This is a genomic window from Myroides albus, assembly GCF_009711045.1.
GTDB lineage: Bacteria > Bacteroidota > Bacteroidia > Flavobacteriales > Flavobacteriaceae > Flavobacterium > Flavobacterium album_A.
The window spans coordinates 120,213-145,199 of sequence record NZ_WMJX01000004.1 but is presented as its reverse complement, the minus strand read 5'-3'; the positions used below and the strand labels follow the sequence as shown (position 1 = coordinate 145,199).

Genomic DNA, 24,987 nt, shown 5'->3' with positions numbered 1-24,987 from the left:
TATTTTTACACTAAACAAACTAAGCAATAATCTGTAATTGTATGGAGATCGAAAAACAACATCAATACTTTATTCAAGCGTTAAACAATAGACTTTGTCTGTTACAACAAAACATGGTAGCCAATTTGAAAATGCTTTTTGAAGGAGATTATCTACCCTTAAAAAATGAATATTCCTTCGAGTCTATCGAATGTTTTTACTTTGAGTATATGTATGATTCTTTAGACATTGTGGTTTGGGCACAGGACATACAAGAGGATGTGATTTCTATTGGTGCCAAGAAAATGCTATCAGACATATCAGACTCCATCTTTTCAAAGGAGTTAGATAGAGCCTTTTACGACTTAGAAGAACAATGGGGAGAAACCGAAGAAGAACTGGATGCTTTTGACAAGTTAACAGAACAACTAGATCAAAGCAAAGATGAAATACTTACCAAATGGTTTGTAGAATGTTGGATAGAAGCAAAAAAAGACAGCGCCTACAACCAAAGGGGATTCTTTAGTATACACGATACAATATACCGCACTTGCCTACCCTAAATACACATTGTTTAAAGAAACTTTAGCTAAGATTCCCTTTAAGCTATAAAGCGCCTTAGATTACATCTTTCACCATTAAACTAACACACTTTGCCATTGTCCAAACAACTCCAGAGGAATTGATTCAGCAAGCGCCTTGGAATTGATATCATCTCCTATAACCCTATACTGAAACTCATACCCTTGTTTAAACAAGTCAAAAGCCACAAACTGCATTAGCCTTGTACTATTCTCTATAGAATCAAATGATGGTAATACCACAGGCTGTACATCCACTATCTCATTACTTTGCCTCCATTTAACAGCAATGGCTATAGCGATTAACTCCGCATTTTCAATTATCCCGTATAAGTTTTGTTTTTCAAAATCAACTGATAACGCATCTACACCACTTGCAATTAGAGATGATTCAAACCCTTTGAGTAATGCTGAATCTTCTGCTAACAACTTGCGAACACCAACTGTACTAATAATCCCATCTTCAAAATCATCTATCAAATCTTCTTTTTCTAATTCACCAAAGTAGTAAAGCCCATAAACACATGAGAGTCTCAACCCCATCTGCTTTACAATAGAGTGGAATATTTCCAAGCTCATATCCTCTTCTTTTGCAATTCGTTTGGCAAACTCACTACTCGCACAAACAGTAGCAATACAATGTCCATTGTTCATTTTCACAAGGGCAATTTGTTCACTTTCACTTACATTTTTACTAATTAGTAAGGTCAACAGTTCATCGGTATGTAGAAGTTTTGCCCTCCATAAGTTGTTTAGCCCAATACTTTTGGATTACATCGGAAAAAATGCGATTCATTTTAAAGTCAGTTTAAAGCTACAAAGCTAAGTAGTTATTGCCATTATTAATACTTTATTATATCAATAACACTTTGTTTACACAAAAGATAAACCTAACCTTCAGATTAACACAATAAAAAAAACAATTACCAACAAAAGTAATTTATGTTGTAAAATAAGTAAATAACACCTTAAAATACAATTCAGATGCACAGTTATATCCTCTTATTCTTAAACAAAGTCTAATCTTGTCTTTTTTTAAAAGTTAACAAATACAAACAATGTTAATCAATATACTTTTTTCTTCTATTTTAACTTTTAAAAACTAAAAATAAATTGTCTTTACAGTAAATTTGGACAAGACATAAAAAAAGATTTATACTATGGCAACTATGAAAGCAGCACGTTGGTATGCAGCAAAAGACATCCGCGTGGAAACTATCGACATCCCCACTCCTGCAAAAGGACAAGTAAAAATTGCCGTTCAATATGCTGGGATTTGTGGATCTGACTTACACGAATACGTACATGGGCCTCAACTTATCCCCTTTGACAAGCCATACCCTTTAAACGGACACCAAGGGGTGACAACACTTGGGCATGAGTTTTCAGGAATTATCGAAGAAGTAGGACAAGGCGTGACAAATCTAAAAAAAGGAGATCGCGTTGTTGTTGAACCAATTTACAAAAACTTTGACAGCCCATTTGTAGCCTCAGGAGAATACAACTTAGGAGAACACTTAGGTTTTATTGGATTAGCTGGCAACGGCGGATTTGCAAACTACGTGGTAGTAGAAGATTATATGGTACACAAGATTCCTGATACAATGTCCTTTGAACAAGGAGCATTAGTAGAGCCAGCAGCTGTGGCTGTATATGCTGTACTTCAAAGTGGATTAAAAGTAGGACAAACTGTTCTTATCTCAGGAGCCGGACCAATTGGACTATTATGTGCTCAAGCGGCTTTAGCGGCAGGAGCATCAACTGTTATTGTCACTGATGTTGCTCAAAAGCGTTTAGAAAAGGCAAAAGAAATCGGAGCTACTCATGTGTTTAATGCCACAGAAGATAATCTACCTGCGAAAATTAAGGAATTAACAGCGGGCTTAGGAGTAAACGTATTCTTAGACTGCGCAGGTGTACAAGCCTCTTATAACACAGGGATTGCTTCTACTCGCAATGGAGGTACTGCTGTATTAGTAGCTTTATTTGGAAAACCAGTACAACACAATGCTTTGGACCAAGTACTAAGAGAGGTCACTGTTAAAGGAGTTATTGCTTATAGAAATATATTCCCAGAGGTAATCAACTTAATTGATTCAGGCCGCATGCAAGTAGAGAAATTAGTAACTAACAAAATTGCATTAGACCAGATTGTAGACCAAGGTTTTGAAGCTTTAGTAAGCAATCCTGAACAGGTAAAAATTCTTATTGATATCAATAGATAAATTCAATAATAGACAAAAAACGCTTAGAGGTTATCCCCTAAGCGTTTTTTATTTGACCATATAGAAAAAGTAAACTACTCTACTTTCAAATTTCGAGGATCAAACTCGCTTACTCCCTTTAGCTTACTTTGGAAAATCAACAGCCCTGCCCCGATAACAATAAAGGGAATACTAAGCCATTGTCCCATATTAAGCAGCATATCTTGTTCGAATTCGACTTGATTTTCTTTGAAGAACTCCAATACAAAACGCGTTGTAAACATCAATATTAAAAACCAACTAAAGATAACTCCGTTTGATTTTACCTTATTGCTCTTGTACAATACCCACAAAAACACACAGCTAAGCAAATAACCCAATGCCTCATAGAGCTGAGTGGGATGACGGGCAATCATATCGTCTTGGGCAAAAATAACACCCCATGTTCCACTTGTTGGCTTTCCGTATATCTCAGAATTCATAAAGTTTCCAAAGCGAATAAACGCACCCGCAATTGGCACGCCTAAAGCAATGCGGTCCAAAACCCAAAACACTCCTACTTTGTACTTTCTACAAAACAAGTAAATAGCCAACAACACTCCAATTGCTCCCCCATGACTCGCAAGTCCTTGAAAACCAACAAAAGTATAAGAACCATTAATCTCCTGAAAAGGAATAAAAATTTCTAATATATGATTCTTATAATATTCAAAATCATAGAACAAACAATGTCCTAAACGCGCTCCAGCTACCGTCCCCACTATAATATAAATAAGCAGTTTATCCAGGTATTTAATATCTATCTTCTCTTTATTAAATACTGTTTTTACAGCAGTGTACCCCAGAATCAACCCCAAAGCAAACAATACTCCATAATATCTAATTGGAACACTTCCTATTTTGAATATCTCAGGATCAACGTCCCATACCATCACAGCTAAATTCATTTATTTGTTGTTTTATTTAAGGCGTGCAAAGTAATAAAATTCACCTACAAATGAGTGATTTTTTTAATTAATCCACAATTCACATCCCTTATTGTTAGTTTTAAACAGATCAAAAAAAGCGTTTAAAAGAACCATACTGCTCTTTTAAACGCTTACTATTTACTGTAGACTAACAGTTAAGATAGTCTTTACCTCTTTACATGACTGGCGATATTGTGTAACATATATCGAATTTCTTTAAACATAGCCTTGGTATCTGGTTCCTCTAAATCCTCTGGCTTAAATTCCTGAGTGGCGATACTACAAGCATATTCCCAAATTTCAATAATATCATAAGCCTTTACAGTATAAGGCTCATAGAAGGTATTGTCTGAGTGCAACTCGAAAGTTTCTTCATCTATGCGATACACGCGCTTATACACCACTCCTTCATTAGCTGTTATCACAATGTAAGTTCTACCGTCCCTAACATCGCTTAAACGCTCAATATAACTTCCAATGATAAAAGACCCCTCTTGATGAGGAGGCATCGAATCCCCCTCTATGGGAAAAGCCCTATATTTTCCCTCTCTAAGAAAAGGAAGAGATATTTGCTCCAAATTCTGAATAAACTCAGGGTCCGCATATCCTGTAAGGTATCCAGCTCGAGCTTTATGAGGAATAATCTCTATATAGTTATTCCCTGTGGTAGAATCCACCATAATAGGCAACAAAATACGATTATCCTCAAGCTTTAATAAATCTTGCATAGGAACTTTGCGCAAATCTACCGAAATCATAAGATCGACACTCACGTGAAAAAAACGAGAGATGCGCAACAATACTTCCAAAGGTGGCTCAGAGGCTCCCTCTTCATATTTCGAATAACGAGCACGTGTAATTACTAATTCGTCTGCCACCTTTTGTTGTGACATACTTTTCTGTGCTCTCAAATACCGGATGTTATCTGCTAAAAATGACATTTGCTACTATTTATAGCATCAAATATAATAAATATTGCTAACATATATAGTAATTTCGTTTAATAAATTTTGAACTTCATTAAAATGGATCGGGCAATAGCACATTTAGATTTAGATACTTTCTTTGTCTCTTGTGAGCGTTTACAGGACTCCTCTCTCAATGGGCTTCCCATTATTATTGGAGGAGGCGATCGCGGTGTAGTTGCGAGTTGCTCCTATGAAGCTCGTTATTTTGGCGTGCGTTCTGCTATGCCTATTCGCATGGCGATGAAACTGTGTCCTCAAGCCAAAATCATAAAAGGAGATATGCAACTCTACTCCAATATGTCCCACTTAATAACGGATATTATCTGCGAGCAGGCTCCCGTTGTTGAAAAGGCAAGTATAGATGAATTTTACCTGGATCTCACGGGAATGGACCGCTTTTTTGGGACGTATAAATGGACAAGTGAACTGATTGAAAAAATAAAAAAAGAGTCTGGGCTTCCCCTGAGTTATGCTTTATCGATCAACAAAACAGTTTCTAAAATTGGAACTGGTCAGGCCAAACCCATGGGAGCATTGAGCATTCCCTCTTTACAAGTTCGACCTTTTCTCAACCCTTTGTCGATTCGCAAGATTCCCATGCTTGGCGAGGTTACTTATACTACTTTGTCCAGAATAGGAATACGAAATATCAAAACACTATCGGAAATGCCTATACAAGTCTTGCAGCAGATGCTCGGGAAAAACGGTGTAGATATATGGAAAAAAGCCAATGGAATTGACCTTACCCCTGTAGAGCCGTATAGAGAACGCAAGTCTATATCGACAGAACACACTTTTGATCAAGATACAATTGATATTGTCTTAATCAAATCCATTTTATTGGGGATGGTTGAGAAATTGGCTTTTCAACTCAGAACAGAGCAATGGCTTACTTCAGTGATTACAGTGAAAATTCGATATGCAAATTTCGATACCGAAACAAAACAAAAAAGAGTTACCTATACTTGTGCTGATCACACCCTAAGTCAACTTGTCTATGAATTATTCGACCGCTTATACCTCAGGAGAATGAGGCTTCGACTAATTGGCATTCAGTTTAGCGGACTAGTTAGAGGAACCTATCAAATAGATTTATTTGAAGACACCCAAGAGCTCATGGCGTTGTATCAGGCTATGGACAAAATGAAAAAGAGATATGGAATAGATGCTGTAACTCGTTGTGCAGCCGCAAACTTAAAGCACAGAGAAAAGCAGATCAAACAGATAATCGACAAATAGCAAACACACATTAATTCTCACTATTAAAAACTATGTTTTTAAACTGTCATTCATATTACAGTCTGCGCTACGGTATGCTGCCTTTAGACCAACTTGTCAAGCAAGCCCAAATACACCAAGCAAGCGCTATTGCCCTAACAGACATTGACACCTTTAATGGTATTTATGACTTTGTCACCCTATGCGAGCAGGCCAAAATAAAGCCCCTTGTAGGAATGGAGTTTAGAGATAATCGAGGACTTTTATATATTATTTTAGCAAAAGAGATAAGAGCCATAGCTGAGATAAGCTCCTTTAGAACAGCCTACAATAAATCAAAGGCCCCTTTACCTGAATTTGCTCCAATATTTGAACATTGTATTGTTATCTATCCCCTTGACAATGTACCCAATCAATTAAATAAGCAAGAGTATATCGGCATTACTAATCATCAGGTAAACCTACTCTACCAAAACAAATGGAAACAAAAGATAGATAAAATGGTTGTCCTTCACAGTGTTAATCACCACAGTGAAGATGAATTTACTGTGCATCAAATTCTAAGAGCAATAGACAAAAATACCTTACTGTCTAAATTAGCTCCAGAAGATTGCGCCTGTACAACAGATACTTTTATCTTGGAGTCTGAACTGATAAGTCACTTTGCAGATTATCCAGTGATTGTCGAAAATACAAAGGTAATCATCGATACTTGTAACTATGAATTTGAATTGCATAAGCCGCGAAATAAGCAACACTATACCCAAAGTAAAAAAACGGATATGGAACTGTTGACCCAACTCACTTATCAAGGGATGAAACACATCTATGGACAAGATCATCAAGAGGCAAAACAGCGCATAGAAAAAGAGCTCAAGGTAGTAGATCAACTAAACTTTGCTGGGTACTTTTTAATTACTTGGGACATTATCAGATATAGCAATAGCATGGGGTTTATGCATATCGGTAGAGGTAGCGGAGCCAATAGTATCATTGGATATTGTTTGGGCATTACCAATGTATGTCCTTTAGAACTGGATTTATACTTTGAGCGTTTTCTCAATGAAAACAGAAAATCACCACCTGATTTTGACATCGATTGGTCGTGGAGAGACAGGGATATTATATTAGCCTATATATTTAAACGCTATGGATCGGAATACGTAGCTTTCTGTGGAGCGATCTCCACCTTTAAATACCGCTCAATTATACGCGAAATAGGTAAAGTTTACGGACTACCCAAAGAAGAGTTAGACAGCCTGACTCGCCATACACTTGAGCAACATGAGCCAAACAGCATTGTAAAACTCATTCACCGTTATGGTCAAATGTTGGAAGGCTTCCCCAATCAACGTACTATGCACCCTTGTGGAGTTCTAATTTCAGAAACGCCTATGACAAACTATACAGCTTTGGATTATCCACCCAAAGGATTTGCTGTAGCACAATTTGATATGCATATTGCTGAAATGGTTGGCTTTGACAAATTCGACATTCTGAGCCAGCGAGGAATAGGTCATATTAACGATGCAGTCATGCTGATTAAAGCCAATCAAGGTATTAACCTGGATATTAGAAATATTGCTATATCAAAAGACGAAATAAACTGCAATGACTATTTGCAAAGAGGTCATACAATAGGTTGTTTTTACATTGAAAGCCCAGCCATGAGAGGGCTACTGAGACGATTAAAATGCGACAACTACAAAGTACTTGTCGCAGCCTCATCTATTATAAGGCCAGGAGTAGCACAAAGTGGAATGATGCAAGAATACATCTATAGACATAACCACCCAACAGGCTTTGAATACTTCCACCCTGTATTCCAACAGCAATTAGCAGAGACCTACGGCATTATGGTTTACCAAGAAGACGTAATCAAAATTGCATTACATTACGCTGGTTTACCTGCCGCAGATGGCGATATACTGCGTAGGGCAATGAGTGGAAAGACGCGCTGCAAAGACGCACTTACTTCAATCAAAGAGCGATTCTTCGAATGTTGCTTGGACAAAGGGCACCCAAGAGAACTAAGTGAGGAAATTTACCGTCAAATCGAATCTTTTGCAGGATATTCTTTTTGCAAAGCACATTCTGCTTCCTATGCTATAGAAAGCTACCAAAGCTTGTACTTGAAAGTGTACTATCCCTTGGAGTTTATTACCGCTGTGATTAACAATCAAGGAGGCTTTTATCGCACAGAAGTCTATGTACACGAGGCCAAAATGTCTGGAGCCACTATCCTACCACCTTGTGTAAACCACAGCGATATGGAGGCCACTATACAAGGCAAGACCATTTATTTGGGCTTTATGTTTATTCAAGGTATCAATACAGAGTTAATACAGGCCATACTACACGAACGAGCATGTAAAGGCGATTTCACTTCTTTAGCTGATTTCACACAGCGGGTAGATATTGGAATAGAATCCCTACAAAAATTGATATTTATTGGAGCTTTCCACAGTTTTGGCAAACAAAAAAATGAATTACTCATACAGGCCAGATTACTTTTTGCACATCCCAAACAACCACAAACACTAACTTTGCTTCAAGAGCCAATACAAGAGTATAACTTCCCCGTACTGGAACGCTCCGTTTACGAAGATGCTTTTGACGAGATAGAACTATTGGGATTTAGTATCTCATGCACTCCCTTTGACCTATTAAAAACAAAATTTAGAGGAGATGTAATGGTGCAAGACCTCATGAAACACCATAAAACAACAGTGCGTATGTTAGCCTATCTCATTGCGAGAAAACACGTACCTACAAGTAAAGGGACTATGTATTTTGGTACTTGGATTGATTGTAATGGAGATTACTTTGACACTATACACTTTCCCGATAGTTTACAGCAATACCCCTTTCAAGGAGGAGGCTGTTATTTACTACTTGGTAGAGTCGAAGTAGAGTATCACTTCCCTTCTATCCAAATAGTAAAAATGGCAAAAATGCCTTTTATAAATGATCCACGCTATCATTATGAGGATGAAAAAAGTAGTCAATCACAGCAAATCTTAAAAGAAGATTTCAGTGGTACCAATCGCGCTGCCTATCCTAAAGTAACTGAGATCAATTTACCCAGACATCGCATGAAGTTCAAAACAAATTAGCCTTAATAAAAATCCCCTACTATGACAACAAAGCAAGGGATTTAATCTATCAATAACCAACCTTATGAATTCTTTTACCAACTCTAAAAAACGAATTAGAGCTTTGAAATAACGATAAAAAAAGCATCCCAATTCAAGGGATGCTTGCATATTTTAAACGTTAATTAATTTTAATGAACCTTGTAGTTCAGGTTTTTCTTTTACATAACCTGATACCCAACTCGTTAATTGATCCACATCATATGGTAACAATTGTTTAATTGCTTTTTGAAGCTCTTTGTAAAACAACTGAGGATCGAAACTTACATTTTCTAAAATTGTTCTAGCAAACTCAAACATATTAAGTGATTTCATTCTTTATACATTTAGTGTTTTTTATTATACTATAAACTTAAGCATTTAATTATTTATTATATACTATTCAAATAAAAATTAATAAAATTTTAATAACTAAACAAAATATTATCTTTTTTCAATCTAAAAAGAACAATAAATAATAAACTATTGCGTTAATATTCTTTATTGTTATCTCAAAACCGATATCAAGCTAATGAATCAGTATGAATTCGCAACAAAAATAAAAAAAGCACTTCATGCGAAGTGCTTTTTAATATTATGCGTTTATTAAATTTAATGAATCATGTAGCTCTGGTTTATCTTGTACATATCCATTTACCCAATTCGATAGTTGTTCTACATCATAAGGTAATAAATGGTTGATGGCTTTTCTTAGTTCCTTATAAAACAACTTAGGATCGAAACTAACATTTTCTAAAACTAAACGTGCGTAATCGAACATTGCTCTTGTTTTCATAATCTAACTTTTTTCTTTACTACTGTAGTAAATATAGCACATATAATAGGCTTAGCCCGTTTTTGGATTAAATTTTAATACAATTTTAGCAATTATTATTTCATTTTCACTATTTAAACCGATTCTATATAATAAACTCAAATAAAAATCATTTTACTGAATTTTCTTCAAAATACAGTACCAGCATCAAAAGTTAGCATATGTAGCAAGTCATATAATTACTGCCTATTGAGTCTGAAATGAAATCCATTTACAGCCTAGTCAAAGACCACAAAATTGAAATCAGTAATAAAGCATCTATTAAAACTACCTTAACAGCTAAAAGATAAAACTGGCATTATATCAAAAGTGCTTATCCAAAAGGATAATTAGTAAATCAGTACTAAATAGATGGGACTTTCTTGAGGTTTTCTAGGAGATTGCTAGGGGTTTTCCTGCTAAAATGCACCTTTCAGCGAGTAAAAGTGCAAGGATACAGCAAGAAAAGTGAAAGAAAGCCCAAAGAAAACAGGTTTTATATTCAATCCAAAGTTGAATAATCAACAAGAAAAAGCTGTAACATAATTTGAATAATACCCCAATGTGAAACAAACTTATATCCTGTCATCCCTTAATTGATCAAGCAGATCCTTAATCATTAAGATCTCAACGATATAAAAACGAAAAGGCACCCTATAAAAGAGTGCCTAAACTATGGTTATGCAATAATAAACTTATTTACTACTATGACTGACTAAATAATGTTCATATATTATTGATTCAACTTATAACAAATAGAAAAACAGGATTATCTACCTGTTTACAAGAAGTAAAATTACTGATTCTATCTCCAAATGACTATAACTTTAATACAACTTTAGGACAATATACGGTCAGGTAATAATGCTCAAAAAAGACTTTAAAATACTATCATACAAACAAATTCATAGATATTGTACTATACGCCTATTGATTATCAATAAAAAATAGACTTACTTTGATTAGTATAATTATTTAGTTTTATTAACTGATGAACCTACTAAAAAAAACAGATTGGGCAAGGCTTGGTATTATTGCATGTACAATCATTTTCTTGATTACAGCTGTTACCTTCGAAATATTTGAATTAAACACCTTACCTGCTCAATTCTTTGGAACATTACTTGGTGTTGTAATTACGGCTATTATAACAGTCTTACTACTACAAGGTCAAACTAAAAGTGAAGAAAAAAGAGAGCGACACTTAATGGTTTTTGAAAAGAAACAGGAGGTTTTCTTTCAATTCCTAACACAACTAAACACAATCTTACAACGAGAATCGCTTAGTCCTCACTTGGCTACAGGTAAGAAGATAGAAAAGGAAGTGAACAACCTACATGATCTTATATTTGAATTCGGTTTTCTTCAAATGCATACCTCAGCAGAGACATTCGATAAAATCTTAGTTCACGTAGGCAATTTGATGATAGAAAGCAGTCAAATAAAAGTTGCTGAAAATCAATCTGTAGAGAAAGTAGAACAATACTATTTAACTCTTACTTCGGATTTCTTTTCGATTGTATCGTTATTAAAACAGGAACTATACAATGAATTCTCTCCTGATATTGATAAAGAAAAATTAGACCGCATTATACGTTTATCATTTTAAAGTAAACAATAATAGGGTGACTTCTCAGTCACCCTATTAAACAAAAAAAATCGATAATTAAAAAGTAAAATTAATAAGAAGCTACTGGCCAAAACATCCATGGTATTCGGCTTAATATTAATATTAAACCAATCACATAGTAAACAGCAACAGTACGGTTTTGTTTCTTAGCATCTTTCAAGCGCTTTGCCTTTGAAAAACCTATAGTGATGATCACTGCAGCAATAATCATAACAAGCGGATGTTCAACTGTGTAAAGTCGCAATAAAGTATCCTGCATGGCATCTGCACTGAGGCTTTTCATACCCCAAGGAGAAAGAAAATACATCAAAACACCTGCTACAATTTGAAAATGGGTTGCTCCCAGCCCTATAGCCGCTATCTTTTTGTTGTACGGCTGATTACTCATATACGCCTTCCAAGCATATACTATTGAAATTAAAATACCTAATAGCACCACATATCCCATAAAAGAATGTAAATGTTTTATCCCTACGTACATATTTATTGTTTTTAAATTGATAATTCAGTTTGTGGAATAAACACTCCTCAACACATTAGTTGTCAAAAGCTAATTCGAACAATCAGCTCTTTAAACACATTGTATTTCAACTCTCATTAGCATATAAAAAATAAGAAACACAAGAACTGTAAAGCTGCTAACGATCAAGGAGTGCTATTATCTAAATGAAAACAAAGTCAACATTTAGAACACAGATTAAAAAATGACGTCAATCTCTAACCTTCAATATTTTTATGTAGATTCTTTTAATCTACACCACCACCTAAAGCACGATAAAGTTTAATAGCGGATTGCCACTTGAGTAAACGATCGTTTGTGATTTGCATTTGCGCATACAAATATGATTGTTCACTTGTCAATACATCCGTATAATTAGTCGAAGAATGATATAACAGTAGCTTTTTGGTGTAATCTACGGCCAAGGAAAGTTTCTCTACTTGTATTTGCCTATTTTGTTCTTGAGTTTCAGCAGTCTGATACGCGTAAAGTGCGTCCGAAACTTCTTGACCAGCCACTAAAAGTGCTTTTTGAAAATTGTAAACCTTCTCCTGGTAATTTGCTTTAGCAACCTCTAATCTGGTTTTGTTTAAACGTTTATTAAAAATAGGTTGCAATAACCCTCCAGCTACATTGGCAAAGAACCCCGTAGATGTAAACCAATCCTTAAACTCATAACTCGAGAATCCCACCCCTGCTGTTAAAGTAAGAGAGGGATAAAATGCACGTCTTGCTGCACTTACTTCCTCAAAATAAGAGGCTAACTCATACTCTGCTACTCGAACATCGGGTCTGTTTTGTAGTAGTTGAACAGGAATACCTACTTGAATAGATTCATACATTTTCTGACTCTCAAAACTTCCTCTATCAATCACCTCTCCCACTTGACCTATCAAGGTACTTAGCGCATTCTCTATCTCTCTAATTTGGCGATACACTCGTGGCAAATCTGCTTGAGCGTCATAATAGTTTGCTTCACTTTGAACAACCGCAGCTCCAGTAACAACACTAGATTCCTTTAAGTTCTTCATAGTCTTGACATCTTCTTGTCTATTTTCAATAGTTTGCTTCAAGATGCGCACCTGCTCATCCAAGGTCAATAATTGATAATAGTAGTCAGCTATCTGAGCAACTAATTGCGTTTGTACAGCTTGCTGAACCGCTTCGGTTTGCATTAACCTATAAAAAGTAGCGCGTTTACTACTAGCGAGTTTTCCCCACACATCAAGTTCCCATGATGTATTGGCAAAGACATCGTGTTGGGTTGCATCTTTTACAAAGCCAAAGCCCTGTGGATAAGCTAAACGTGACCTCTTTAATCCACCACCGATACTCAAATCAGGTAGAAAGGCTGCCTTTGATTGTTTGAGCATTGCTTGAGCAGCATTAATTCTCTCAATCCCCATCTTTAAATCAAGATTGTTATCTAATCCTTTTTGGATTAAATCTTGCAAATAAGGATCCGCAAAGAACTCTTGCCAACTCACATCAGCTATATTTGTTGTATCAGTCGATTGAATATCTCTGTAGAGTTGAGTATCAACACTTTCTTGAGGTTGATACCTTTTGCTTGAACCACACGAGGTCAATGCTCCCGCAATGGCTAAAGCAAGTAAAAGTTTATAATGAGTTTTCATTGTCTAATAATTTAAAATCACAATTGATTCTCTGGGCAAAACAGTTAAGTAAAAGAGTGGAGGTACTCAGTCTAAAAAATACCTCCCACCCTTTTTATATAACTAATTAGCCTCCTCCATAGCAGTATCTGCCAGCGTTTCAGGTGCTCCTGAAATTTTTTCTTGAAGGGATTGGAACACAATAAAAAGAGCTGGTATTACCATTACCCCCACTAAAGTACCAATCAACATTCCTCCTACGGCAGCAGTACCAATTGATTTGTTGCTCAATGCTCCGGCACCAGTAGCCAACATAAGTGGTAATAAACCAAATATAAAAGCAAAGGAAGTCATCAAAATTGGGCGCAGACGCAAACGCGCTCCTTCTATTGCTGCATCGGCAATTCGCTGTCCTTGCAGACGTCTTTGCAGTGCAAATTCAATAATAAGAATAGCATTTTTGGCCAATAATCCGATTAACATAATCAAACTAATCTGCAAGAAAATATTGTTCTCTATTCCAAATAACTTGGCAAACAAAAAGGCTCCTGCAAGCCCAATTGGCAATGAAAATAATACTGCTAATGGCAAAATATAACTCTTGAACTGCGCACTAAGTAAGAAGTAAACAAATACAATGGACAATATGAAAATAACTATGGTTTGGTTTCCACTTGTACTTTCTTCTCTTGACAAACCAGAATACTCGAATCCGTATCCTTTTGGCAAAGTCTGAGCAGCTACCTCTTCAATTGCGTTAATTGCATCTCCCGAACTGTATCCTGCATTAGGACTACCATTTACAAAAGCTGAATTAAACAAATTAAAGCGAGTTAAGAACTCTGGGCTATATACTTTCTGCAAATCGATAAAGGCAGTGATAGGTGTCATAACACCTTGACTATTTTTCACATACAATCTATCTATTGCTTCTTTATTTTCTCTAAAGTTAGGATCAGCTTGAATCATCACTTTATACTGTTTTCCAAATCGGTTAAAATTCGTAGCATAAATACCTCCTAAATACCCTTGTAATGTCGTCAAAACTTCTGTTACAGTTACTCCTGCTTCTTTCGCTTTTGCAACGTTTACAGATACTTCATACTGAGGAAAATTAGTATTAAATGAAGAAGTGGCATACATAATTTCAGCACGTTGATTCAAGGCTCCTAAAAAGCCACCTATCACCTGTTCAAATTCTTTATAATCTCCACCGGTTTTATCTTGAAGTTGAATTTCGAATCCCGAACTATTACCAAATCCTTGTAAGGTAGGTGCGGCAAAGAAAACGATATTAGCATCTTTGATATGTGCTGTTTTGGCAAATAACTGTCCTACTACACTGTGAATATCTTGCCCTTTTTCCTTGCGTTCACTCCAGTGTTTTAATTTGATAAACTCAACAGCATACGAACTACCATTTCCACTAAAAAAGTCCATACCTGCCAAACGAGAAGTAAACTTAACCTCTGGGATACTCATAGCAATACTGTCAATCTGATTGGAAATGCGCTCTGTTTCTTCTAAAGAAGTAGACGGAGCTAAGATAATATTACCATATATTGAAGCACTGTCTTCATTAGGAACAAATCCCGTTTGAGTTGTTTTGGTTAAATACATAAATATACCCGCAAAAACAACTACTGTAGTTAAGGCAAGCCACAAGCGCTTGTTTAAAAACTTCAAAACACCAACATAGCGATCAGTCATTCGATCAAAACTGCTGTTGAAAGCTGTTTTCAGCCTATTTATCACTCCTCTTTTTTCTTGATGTATACCAGATTCTGGCTTTAACATAATCGCACATAATGCTGGACTCAAAGTCAAGGCATTAATAGCTGATATTAAAATAGCAACTGCTAAGGTGATACCAAACTCCTTGTAAAATACTCCAACAGATCCTTCAATAAAAGTTACAGGTACGAATACTGCTGACATAACTAAGGTAATCGAGATAATCGCAGTAGTTAACTCATCCATTGCACTGATTGTTGCCTTTTTAGCACTTTCAGCACCTTCATATAACTTGGCGTGTACCGCCTCTACAACGATAATGGCATCATCCACTACAATCCCAATGGAGAGTACAAGGGCAAACAAAGTCAATAGGTTAATTGTAAATCCGAACAAATTCAAGAAGAAGAATGTTCCAATTATCGCTACTGGTACTGCAATAGCAGGAATAAGTGTAGAGCGCCAATCTTGTAAGAATACCAATACAACAATAAATACCAAAACAAAGGCTTCAATCAATGTTGATATTAATTTGTCAATCGAAGCTAATAAAAAGTCATTTGAGTTTGCATAAACAGCAAATTTAGCACCTGCTGGCAGGTCTTTTTCAGCCTCTTGCAAGACTTGTTCACATTGCTTAATAATATCATAAGCATTCGAACCCGCTGTTTGGTTTACTGCTACATAGGTACCGTGTTCTCCATAGGCAGTCATCGTCATTGCATACGAATAAGCCCCCAAGTCAATCTCGGCAACATCTCTTAAATACAATACCTTACCATTGCCTAAAGATCGAATAACAATATCTCCAAATTCTTCTGGAGTTTCTAATCGCCCTGTGTATTTCAGCGCATATTGGAAACTCTGTTGACTATTCTCCCCTACCTTACCAGGAGCGGCTTCCACATTTTGCTCGTGCAAAGCATTTATAATATCTGTTGGAGTCAAACTATACGATGCCATGACATTTGGCTTCAACCAAATACGCATACTGTACTCTCTTCCTCCATATATCGCAGCATCTCCTACACCATTGATACGCTTTATCTTTGGCAATAAGTTAATGCGTGTATAATTCTCTAAAAACGCCTGATCAAACTGTCCATCTTCACTATAGAAAAGGAAACTAAAGATCTCACTTGCCAATCGCTTGGTAGTGGTAACCCCTTGTTTGACAACTTCTTCTGGAAGTTGACTCATAGCCTGACTTACGCGGTTTTGAACGTTAACGGCAGCCATATCTGGATCTGCCCCTTGATTAAATGTAATTGTTATAACAGCAGAACCATCATTACTCGCTTTTGAGTTGATGTAAGCCATATCTTCTACTCCGTTAATCTGCTCCTCTAATGGTGTGATTACACTCTTCATCACAGCTTCTGCATTAGCACCTTGATAATTTGCAGTAACCTGTACCGTAGGTGGAGCAATCTCAGGATATTGTGTCATCGGTAAAGATGACAGTCCTAACACCCCGAGTATCACAATAATAATTGATATTACTGTTGATAATACGGGATTCTCTATAAATCTTCTCAACATAATTATATCCCCTTACTTTATAGTTTAATTTGAGTACCATCACTTAGGCCACCAATATCTTCACTGACAATTTTATCTCCTTGTTTTAATCCATCTTCTACAATGAAAAATTGACTTGAAGGTACTTTATCCATAATCTTGATTTCAGTACTTTTTACAATTCCATCAGCTCCTACGACATAGACAAATCGCTTTCCTTGTACGTCATAAGTAGCTTTTTGAGGTACTAATATTGCCTCTTGTATATCTTCGTATACGCGAAGAGTAGCACTATTACCACTTCTCAATAATGCTTTTGGATTTGAAAATACTGCTCTAAAATTAATACTCCCTGTTAGTGGATCAATTTGCCCGCTTACTGTATTAATCTTTCCTTTGTATGCATATTCCCCTCCATTAGCTAAAATCAAACTCACCTCTGGAAGCGATGCAATACGCTCAGATAATGACTTGTCTTGTGCTTTCTGCATAAAATCAAAAAACTGTTTTTCGTTCATTGAGAAATAAGCATTCACAGAAGTAATATCAGAAATAGTGGTCAACGCTTGAGCAGAAGCACTACTTACTAATGCACCAACTTTATATGGAATAAGTCCAATAACTCCATCAAATGGCGCTACAATTTGTGTATATCCAACATTAGCTTTTGCATTGCTTAGATTTGCTTTAGCTTGTGCAAGTTGAGCCTCCTTGCTTCTCAAAGCATACTGGGCAGATTCTAATTCGTAATTACTGATAATTCCCTCTTGAACAAGTGGTTTAGCTTTGGCTACTTGCATTATAGCATCATTCAATTCAGCTTCAGCTCTTTTTACATTGGCAATAGCACTTGCATTTTCCTCTTGAAATTGAGGGGCATAAATCGTAAACAATACTTGCCCTTTGCGAACAGACTGTCCTTCATCAACCAGTATAGACTCAATAAATCCATCTATTTTTGGTCGTAATTCCACATCTTTTACCCCTTGTAAGACTACTGGGTAATCGCTGTATATATTTGCTTTCTCTTTTTGTATTGAAAGCATTGGATAAGCCTCAACTTGGCCTGTATATCCGTGTCCTCCATCTTGGTTTTTATCTTGACAAGCCCCTGTAAAGGCTAAAATGGATAAGGTCAAAAATGCTGTTGTTTTGTTCATTTTTTAATCGTTATTAATGATGACTAAAAAGCTTAGAAGTAAATCTTCTATTTTTATCAATGGCAAAATTATCTGTTCAAAGGGTAGGTATAAAGGGCTAAAAAGCAGTTTTTTTAGTCAAAAGGTAAGATTCCCATCAATAAACCAAGTACCAAACAAATAGTTATGAAGTATAGCAACATTCCTTAAACAGCCTGTTACAAATCACAATCCTAAAAAATAGTTTTATTACATTCTAAAAACTCTTTGGCAAAATTCCTTGTATTGTGAACTACAAACAATTAATAAAGTTCGGTATAATTGTACAAAAACACGGATTAAGTACTTTTAAGTATATTTTAATATTTAGATTAAAATGAGCCTAAAAAACCAATAAATCACTGTAAACAAATTACTTGAGAAGGAAAAACATCCTTACAAACCAAAAAGAGAGTGTCTTATAAAAAAGACAAGTAGGCCAATTGAAGGTTAAAAAACACTTGATATTGGTAAAGAAAATTCAATCAAAAAGACAATCATAGATTCTCTCGATAGTTACTTGGGCTAATTCCCGCGTATTTTTTAAAGTATTTACCAAAAGTACTTTGGTCAGGAAAGTTTAATACCTCAGCAATAGTTCCCACTGATATCGTATGATCTTGCAGCAAAACTTTTGCTTCTAACACTACTTGAGATTGTATCCATTCACTGGCAGTCATTCCTGTTTCTGTAGAAATAACATGACTGAGATATTTGGGGTGTACATGTAGATACTCGGCATAAAACTGAACACTTCGTTGTTGTTTGCAATGCTTAGCTACAGCCTCTCGAAAACGCAAATCTAAAGAGTGAAGTGCTTTAGTTTGGTTACCGTATTTTTCATACATATACGCCACCTCATTAATCATGCTGTAGATTGCACCACGTACAACTTCAATGTGAAATGGATTGTCAGAGTTCACACGACTATCTATGACTTTAAACAAAGTCAGAAAATTAGTAAACTCAACTTCGTTTAATTGAGTCACACAACCACCTAAACTCGACAAATCAGAAAAAGAATTCAACACATTATTCTCAATAAGCTTGCTCTGCATAAAGTCTTCAGAGAACAAAATAGTACGCATTTCATAAGTGCGCTTGGTTTTGTCCCAACGTTTAATCGAAGTGGTATCTGCAAAGATAATAGCTGGAGCTTGGATGTGATAACGCGTTAAATCAATATAGAAAGTAATCTCTCCTTGTTCTAATAGACCAATTCCATAATAATTAGATCGATAAGGTTCCCCTGGATAATAGTCCAAGTTAATAGTAGGCATATAAATAAACTCACCTTTAGCCTCCAGTTCTTTAAAACCTGCTTTTAGTCTATCGAGTGTCTCCCATTTAATGTCCTTCATACTTTTGGTTGTATATCCTTGTAAGCAAATATATTTTATTTTGACAATAACTACAATAACCCACGACTTCATTCACTTATAGAATATAGCGCTTGTTTAACTCAAACACGATAAAAATGAACATTATTAATTATATTTGCTTTTCGAACAAAATCACAGACAGGATAGACTATGAAGACAATTGGATGGATAGGACTTGGAAATATGGGAAACCCAATGGCAGAAAACCTTTTAAAGGCTGGATATAAGCTTAATATATACCAACGCATCCCTAATAAAGTATCCCCATTAGTGGCGAAAGGAGCTGTTGCTATTCAAGAATTAACTGCTTTCATTAAAGCATCTGATATAGTCTTCTTAACCTTGCCTAACGATGCAATTGTAGAAGATACATTCAACCAAATTCTCACACAGGAGATAACGGGAAAGACTTTTGTCAATAGCAGTACTATATCACCTGTCTTAGCTAAAAAACTATATCAACAAATACAAGAAAAAAAGGCTCATTATCTAGATGCTCCTATATCAGGAAGTGTAAAGCCTGCTGTAGATGGTACACTACTATTCTTAGTAGGTGGAGACAAAACAATCTACGAACGCACTATCCCATACTTCGAGGTTATGGGAAAAAGTCATTACTACTTAGGAGAATCAGGTAGTGGTAGTAAAGCTAAACTAGCCATTAACTACTATATGTCTGTAGTAGTACAAGGACTAGCTGAGACTGTGCTATTGGCTGAACAAAATGGAATAAATAGAGAGATGATGACTGCTATCGTAAATGATAGTGCATGTGGCTCTGGTATGAGTAAGATAAAGACCTCTGCTATCCTAAGCGATGATTATCCTGCTGCATTTCCACTAAAATTTATGCTAAAGGACATTCGCTTAGCACAAGAGGCAGGATGGGATACTGCTCTGACACAGGCTGCAGAACAAGCGTATGCAAAGGCCAGTGAACAAGGATTAGCAGAACAAGACTTAATGGCGGTAATCAAAGCCATTCAATAATTATATATTAACAAACCTCAATCTAATACAGATGACGCACTTACAAGAAGTAATCGAAAAAGCGTGGGAAGACCGCTCACTTTTACAAGATCAAAACACTCAAAATACTATTCGTGAAGTTATAGAGCTGATTGACAGTGGTAAATTGCGTGTAGCTGAACCTAAGGGAACAGAATGGCAAATCAATGAATGGGTAAAAAAGGCAGTGGTACTTTACTTCCCTATCCAAAAGATGGAAACTTTAGAAGCTGGTATCTTTGAATATCACGACAAAATGCCTCTGAAGAAGAATTATGCTGAAAAGGGAATCAGAGTAGTGCCTAATGCTGTGGCTCGTCATGGAGCCTATATTTCTGCTGGAGTGATATTAATGCCATCATATGTGAATATAGGTGCTTATGTAGATCAGGGGACGATGGTAGACACATGGGCTACAGTAGGATCATGTGCTCAAATTGGAAAGAACGTACACTTATCAGGTGGTGTAGGTATCGGAGGAGTACTAGAACCCCTACAGGCAGCTCCTGTAATTATAGAAGACAATGCATTTATCGGATCGCGTTGTATCGTAGTAGAAGGTGTTCGAGTAGGAAAAGAGGCTGTATTAGGTGCTAATGTGGTACTGACAGCGTCTACTAAAATTATAGATGTAACAGGAGATACTCCTAAAGAAATAAAAGGATATGTACCAGAGCGCTCTGTAGTGATACCGGGTTCGTATACAAAGAAATTCCCTGCTGGTGAATATCAAGTGCCGTGTGCTTTAATAATTGGAACACGCAAAGCATCAACGGATTTAAAGACATCGTTAAACGATGCCTTAAGAGAGTATAATGTAGCTGTATAATCATGTTACATCTGTTAAAACAGAGTACTTACGGGTACTCTGTTTTAATTTATTACAAATTATTAATCAAATATCATGAGTAAACTTCTTTCTCAAAATTGTATTTTATTTTTCAAAAGATTTGCTTTAATCTTTATCTTCTATCAAGTATGTAGAATAGGGTTCTATTTCTATAACAGTCACTTGTTAGATCCATGGGATTGGAAAGTATTTATAGGTGGATTGCGATTTGACCTTGCTGCGCTGGGATTTTTAAATATGGCTTTTGCCCTACTTCATATCTTTCCAGGTAAATTTCAAACCAGAGCAGGTTACCAACAATTCTTATTTTACAGTTTTTACTTAGTCAATATTTTCTTTCTATGCTTGAACTACGTAGATTACGAATACTTTAAATTCATTGGTCGCCGTAGTTCTTATGCCTTCATTACAGCTACTGGAATGGAGCAAGAAATACCAGGTCTACTAAAAAACTTTATTGTTGATTATTGGTGGATACCACTATTCATGTTTTTATCTTTCTTTATTTTTTGGTTGATTTACAGAAAGATAGATTACAAAATAAAAAGAAGTTATATCAACGTAAAAGATATCATTATAGCAATATTAGTTATAGGTATTATGCTTGTTTTAGGCCGTGGTGGTTTACAGCATAAACCCATAAGATTAGTAGATGCTTCTCAGTACGGTGGGCTAAAAAACACAGCACTTGTCTTAAACACACCTTTCTCTGTTATCAAGACAATGGGGAAAAGTGAGGTCTTGGAAGAAGTACAATTTTTCACTGATAGCGAACTAAATAAAGTCTTTAATCCTATACAAGAATTCAAGTATGATAGCATAAATAAAAAGAATGTTGTCCTATTAATAGTGGAGAGTTTTGGTAGAGAAACCATGCACAGAGGCTTAACTCCTTTTATGGACTCTTTAGCACAAAACAGTCATTTCTTTGAAAATGCTTTTGCCAATGGTAAAGTTTCTATAGATGCTGTACCTTCAGCTATCTCAAGCATTCCAAGTTTAATGAACAGAACCTTTATATCATCGAGCTATGCACTAAACGATGTATATACCCTACCCAAAATCTTAAAAGAAAATGGTTATCACACCGCTTTCTTCCATGGAGCATTTAACGGAAGTCAAAACTTTGACCAATATGCAAATGTGGCGGGATTTGATGAGTATTATGGAAAGAATGAATATCAAGGTCCAGAGGCATTCGATGGTGCATGGGGAATATTCGATGAAGAGTTCTTACAGTTTTATGCAAAAAAACTAGATGAGTTTAAAAAGCCTTTTTTTACGACTTTATTTACAATTTCATCACACAACCCCTATACCATACCTGAGAAATACAAAGGGAAATTTCCAAAGGGAAATGCTGACATTCACGAATCTATTGCCTATGCAGACTACTCCTTGAAGAAATTCTTTGAAACAGCTAAAACTAAAGAGTGGTACAACAACACAATCTTTGTTATTACAGCTGATCACACTTGCTCAGAACCCAAGGAAGACCATTGGAAAACTAATGTAGGTAAGTTCAGAGTTCCAATCTTATTTTTTGCACCTGGAGACGAAAGTCTTTCAATAGAAAAAGTAGAAAAGAACTTTCAACAGATTGATATCTTGCCAAGTTTAATGGATTATCTGCAAATTAACACCAAAATAGTTACTTATGGTAAATCGTATAAATCAGAGCAAGATTTTGTTGTTAACTACTTAGACAATATATACAACTACGAAAAAGGCGATTATTACTTAGCTTTTGATGGAAAGAAAACATTGGGATTATACAATTGGAAAACAGATCCATTACTTAAGAACAATCTAATGAATACTGAATTAGAGGTTCTAAAACAAATGGAAGATTTCATCAAAGCTTACATACAATCATTTAATTTTAGAGTAAAAAATAATCAACTTACCATAGATTAAAAATTACAACATTAACACTATCTTTATACAGCTTATATACAACGAACAATTATGCCAATAACTGGATTAGTAATAACATTTAATGAGGAAAAAAACATTGGAAAGTGTTTAGATTCATTATTTCAGTACTGTGAAGAGGTAATCATCATTGATTCAAATAGCACAGATAAAACAGTCGAAATAGCAAAGAGCAAAGGAGCAAAAGTTTATTTGCAAGCATACTTAGGTGATGGTCCACAACGAACGTATGGTTTGCAATATTGTAAAAATGACTGGATAATGAACTTAGATGCTGATGAGTTCTTAGACGAGGATGCTTTAGCATTTATTCGCAAAAAAGAATATGAAAACAGCACCATTGATGCCTATAAATTTAGAGTCAAAAATTTCTTAGGAAACAAACTTATTAATTTCTCTGGATGGTATCCCGATTCAAAAGTTCGCTTTTTTAATAAAAAAACAGCTTTTCCTTCAGATCATATGGCTCATCAATACATTATCGCTACCAATGAAAAAAGCGTTAATGTACACATCTTGCACTATGGGTGGGAATCTTACAAACAAGTAATAGACAAGAAGAATCAATATTCTACTTGGGCTGCACAACAATTATTTGAAAAAGGAAAAAAAGTCTCGGCTTTTAAACCTATTTTAAATGGAACAGTTGCTTTTGTGAGATGTTATTTCTTCAAAAAAGGCATTCTTAACGGAATTGATGGTTTTGCATTTTCCTTAATACAATCTTTCTTTTCTTTCATGAAGTATGTCAAGTTAATCAATTTACATAGAGCAATAAAATAAATCACATAAAGTTATATTAAACAGATAGCTATTTTATAAAGTAGGGACCAAATAAAATGAAAAACAAACTAACACTTCTAATTCCAACCAAAAATGAAGAAACTAAAATTAGGGACTGCATTTTATCTGCTATTGATATAGTAGAAGAGGTCTATTTAATCGATTCTTGTAGTACGGATAAAACTGTAGAGATAGCAACAGAGTTAGGAGCAAAAGTGTTAACAAGAAAATTTGATAACTACTCCGATCAAAAAAACTGGGCTATCACACAAATAGACACAGAATGGGTTTTATTATTAGATGCAGATGAACAATTAACTGCAGAATTAAGAGAAGAAATAATCGAACTCTTTAAAAACAACAAACAAAATCAATATCAAGCTTACTGGGTTTTTAGACGTAATTACTTTTTTGAAAGACCAATTAATTATTCAGGATATCAGAATGACAAAGTAGTTCGCCTTTTTAAAAAAGACAATAGTTTTTATGTAAATAAAGTTCACGAGAATTTACAAGTGGAAGGCCAAATAGGTTTTCTAAAGAATAAACTCTATCACAATACCTATAGGGGTTTTGACTTTCACGTACAGAAATTAAGTCACTATGCAACATTACAAGCAGAAGATTACAACCTAAAAACAGGCAAGCTGACCTTCTTTCACTTTATTTTAAAACCAGGATTGCGTTTTTTAAAACACTATTTTTTAAAACAAGGTTTTAGAGATGGAATACCAGGACTTATCTTGTCATTTTTAAATGGTTATGCTACCTTTTTAAGGTATGTAAAACTGTGGATGCTTCGAAATAATATTGAAAAATAATCATAGTAAAAAAGGTTTTAGGCTTGAGTCTGAAACCTTTTTTTATACAAGCTTTTTAGCTATAGTAAAAGGCAATTTTATCTTTTTAAGTCCATTGAAACATTAATTTTCAAAATCTTATTTTTTAGTCTATTTTTGTGCATTACAACAACAACTAAATATTC

At 35.4% G+C, this 24,987-nt stretch carries 20 protein-coding genes; 10 read left to right on the top strand and 10 right to left on the bottom strand.

Features of this window, described 5'->3' with window-relative positions; all coding sequences use genetic code 11:
* The first annotated feature begins 41 nt into the window (after window positions 1-41).
* On the top strand, window positions 42-542 hold the full coding sequence (locus GJV76_RS03630; protein WP_155091283.1) for a hypothetical protein: 501 nt from the start codon (window positions 42-44) through the stop codon (window positions 540-542).
* A gap of 75 nt (window positions 543-617) precedes the next feature.
* Here GJV76_RS03630 and GJV76_RS03625 read toward each other — a convergent pair whose 3' ends face one another.
* On the bottom strand, window positions 618-1,220 hold the full coding sequence (locus GJV76_RS03625; RefSeq protein ID WP_155091282.1) for a hypothetical protein: 603 nt from the start codon (window positions 1,218-1,220) through the stop codon (window positions 618-620).
* Between the two features lie 500 nt (window positions 1,221-1,720).
* Here GJV76_RS03625 and GJV76_RS03620 point away from each other — a divergent pair, with 500 nt between their 5' ends.
* Window positions 1,721-2,785, top strand: coding sequence for a 2,3-butanediol dehydrogenase (locus GJV76_RS03620; protein ID WP_155091281.1), 1,065 nt, complete (start codon window positions 1,721-1,723; stop codon window positions 2,783-2,785).
* A 74-nt stretch (window positions 2,786-2,859) separates the two neighbouring features.
* Here GJV76_RS03620 and lgt read toward each other — a convergent pair whose 3' ends face one another.
* Both lgt and GJV76_RS03610 read right to left on the bottom strand, forming a co-directional pair.
* Window positions 2,860-3,711, bottom strand: coding sequence for a prolipoprotein diacylglyceryl transferase (gene lgt / locus GJV76_RS03615; RefSeq protein ID WP_155091280.1), 852 nt, complete (start codon window positions 3,709-3,711; stop codon window positions 2,860-2,862).
* Window positions 3,712-3,899: 188 nt separating this feature from the next.
* Entirely contained in the window at window positions 3,900-4,673 is a 774-nt protein-coding gene (locus GJV76_RS03610) for an XRE family transcriptional regulator (RefSeq protein ID WP_155091279.1), read from the bottom strand.
* Window positions 4,674-4,757: 84 nt separating this feature from the next.
* On the opposite strand from GJV76_RS03610, the gene dinB reads away from it, so the two are divergent.
* Together dinB and GJV76_RS03600 are read left to right on the top strand one after the other, a co-directional pair.
* On the top strand, window positions 4,758-5,939 hold the full coding sequence (dinB, locus tag GJV76_RS03605) for a DNA polymerase IV (RefSeq protein WP_155091278.1): 1,182 nt from the start codon (window positions 4,758-4,760) through the stop codon (window positions 5,937-5,939).
* Window positions 5,940-5,971: 32 nt separating this feature from the next.
* Complete coding sequence (locus GJV76_RS03600; protein WP_155091277.1) at window positions 5,972-9,034, top strand: DNA polymerase III subunit alpha; 3,063 nt, start codon at window positions 5,972-5,974, stop codon at window positions 9,032-9,034.
* 153 nt (window positions 9,035-9,187) lie between these two features.
* Here GJV76_RS03600 and GJV76_RS03595 read toward each other — a convergent pair whose 3' ends face one another.
* Together GJV76_RS03595 and GJV76_RS03590 are read right to left on the bottom strand one after the other, a co-directional pair.
* Entirely contained in the window at window positions 9,188-9,388 is a 201-nt protein-coding gene (locus tag GJV76_RS03595; protein ID WP_155091276.1) for a hypothetical protein, read from the bottom strand.
* A 259-nt stretch (window positions 9,389-9,647) separates the two neighbouring features.
* Window positions 9,648-9,848 (bottom strand): hypothetical protein, encoded by a 201-nt coding sequence (locus GJV76_RS03590; protein ID WP_155091275.1) that lies wholly within the window; start codon window positions 9,846-9,848, stop codon window positions 9,648-9,650.
* Between the two features lie 1,009 nt (window positions 9,849-10,857).
* On the opposite strand from GJV76_RS03590, the gene GJV76_RS03585 reads away from it, so the two are divergent.
* Window positions 10,858-11,475, top strand: coding sequence for a hypothetical protein (locus GJV76_RS03585; protein ID WP_155091274.1), 618 nt, complete (start codon window positions 10,858-10,860; stop codon window positions 11,473-11,475).
* A gap of 70 nt (window positions 11,476-11,545) precedes the next feature.
* Here the strand turns inward: GJV76_RS03585 and GJV76_RS03580 are convergent, their stop codons facing one another.
* The 5 genes from GJV76_RS03580 to GJV76_RS03560 all read right to left on the bottom strand — a co-directional run bounded on the left by GJV76_RS03580 (window position 11,546) and on the right by GJV76_RS03560 (window position 19,405).
* Window positions 11,546-11,977, bottom strand: coding sequence for a hypothetical protein (locus GJV76_RS03580; RefSeq protein WP_230381491.1), 432 nt, complete (start codon window positions 11,975-11,977; stop codon window positions 11,546-11,548).
* Between the two features lie 266 nt (window positions 11,978-12,243).
* Window positions 12,244-13,632, bottom strand: coding sequence for an efflux transporter outer membrane subunit (locus tag GJV76_RS03575; RefSeq protein ID WP_155091273.1), 1,389 nt, complete (start codon window positions 13,630-13,632; stop codon window positions 12,244-12,246).
* Between the two features lie 102 nt (window positions 13,633-13,734).
* Window positions 13,735-16,887, bottom strand: a complete 3,153-nt coding sequence (locus GJV76_RS03570; RefSeq protein WP_155091272.1) for an efflux RND transporter permease subunit — start codon at window positions 16,885-16,887, stop codon at window positions 13,735-13,737.
* 17 nt (window positions 16,888-16,904) lie between these two features.
* Window positions 16,905-18,026: an efflux RND transporter periplasmic adaptor subunit gene (locus GJV76_RS03565; protein ID WP_155091271.1), complete on the bottom strand. Its 1,122-nt coding sequence runs from the start codon at window positions 18,024-18,026 to the stop codon at window positions 16,905-16,907.
* Window positions 18,027-18,541: 515 nt separating this feature from the next.
* Entirely contained in the window at window positions 18,542-19,405 is an 864-nt protein-coding gene (locus GJV76_RS03560) for a helix-turn-helix domain-containing protein (RefSeq protein WP_155091270.1), read from the bottom strand.
* 171 nt (window positions 19,406-19,576) lie between these two features.
* On the opposite strand from GJV76_RS03560, the gene GJV76_RS03555 reads away from it, so the two are divergent.
* From GJV76_RS03555 to GJV76_RS03535, 5 genes are all read left to right on the top strand, one after another.
* On the top strand, window positions 19,577-20,416 hold the full coding sequence (locus tag GJV76_RS03555; RefSeq protein WP_155091269.1) for an NAD(P)-dependent oxidoreductase: 840 nt from the start codon (window positions 19,577-19,579) through the stop codon (window positions 20,414-20,416).
* Between the two features lie 31 nt (window positions 20,417-20,447).
* Window positions 20,448-21,263, top strand: coding sequence for a 2,3,4,5-tetrahydropyridine-2,6-dicarboxylate N-succinyltransferase (locus tag GJV76_RS03550; protein ID WP_155091268.1), 816 nt, complete (start codon window positions 20,448-20,450; stop codon window positions 21,261-21,263).
* Window positions 21,264-21,338: 75 nt separating this feature from the next.
* Complete coding sequence (locus GJV76_RS03545; protein ID WP_155091267.1) at window positions 21,339-23,201, top strand: LTA synthase family protein; 1,863 nt, start codon at window positions 21,339-21,341, stop codon at window positions 23,199-23,201.
* Window positions 23,202-23,252: 51 nt separating this feature from the next.
* A complete protein-coding gene (locus GJV76_RS03540) occupies window positions 23,253-24,002 on the top strand; it encodes a glycosyltransferase family 2 protein (protein WP_155091266.1) in 750 nt (249 codons plus the stop codon).
* 56 nt (window positions 24,003-24,058) lie between these two features.
* Window positions 24,059-24,823 carry a glycosyltransferase family 2 protein gene (locus tag GJV76_RS03535; RefSeq protein WP_155091265.1) on the top strand — a complete coding sequence of 255 codons (765 nt, stop codon included), beginning with the start codon at window positions 24,059-24,061 and terminating at the stop codon, window positions 24,821-24,823.
* The last annotated feature ends 164 nt before the right edge of the window (window positions 24,824-24,987 follow it).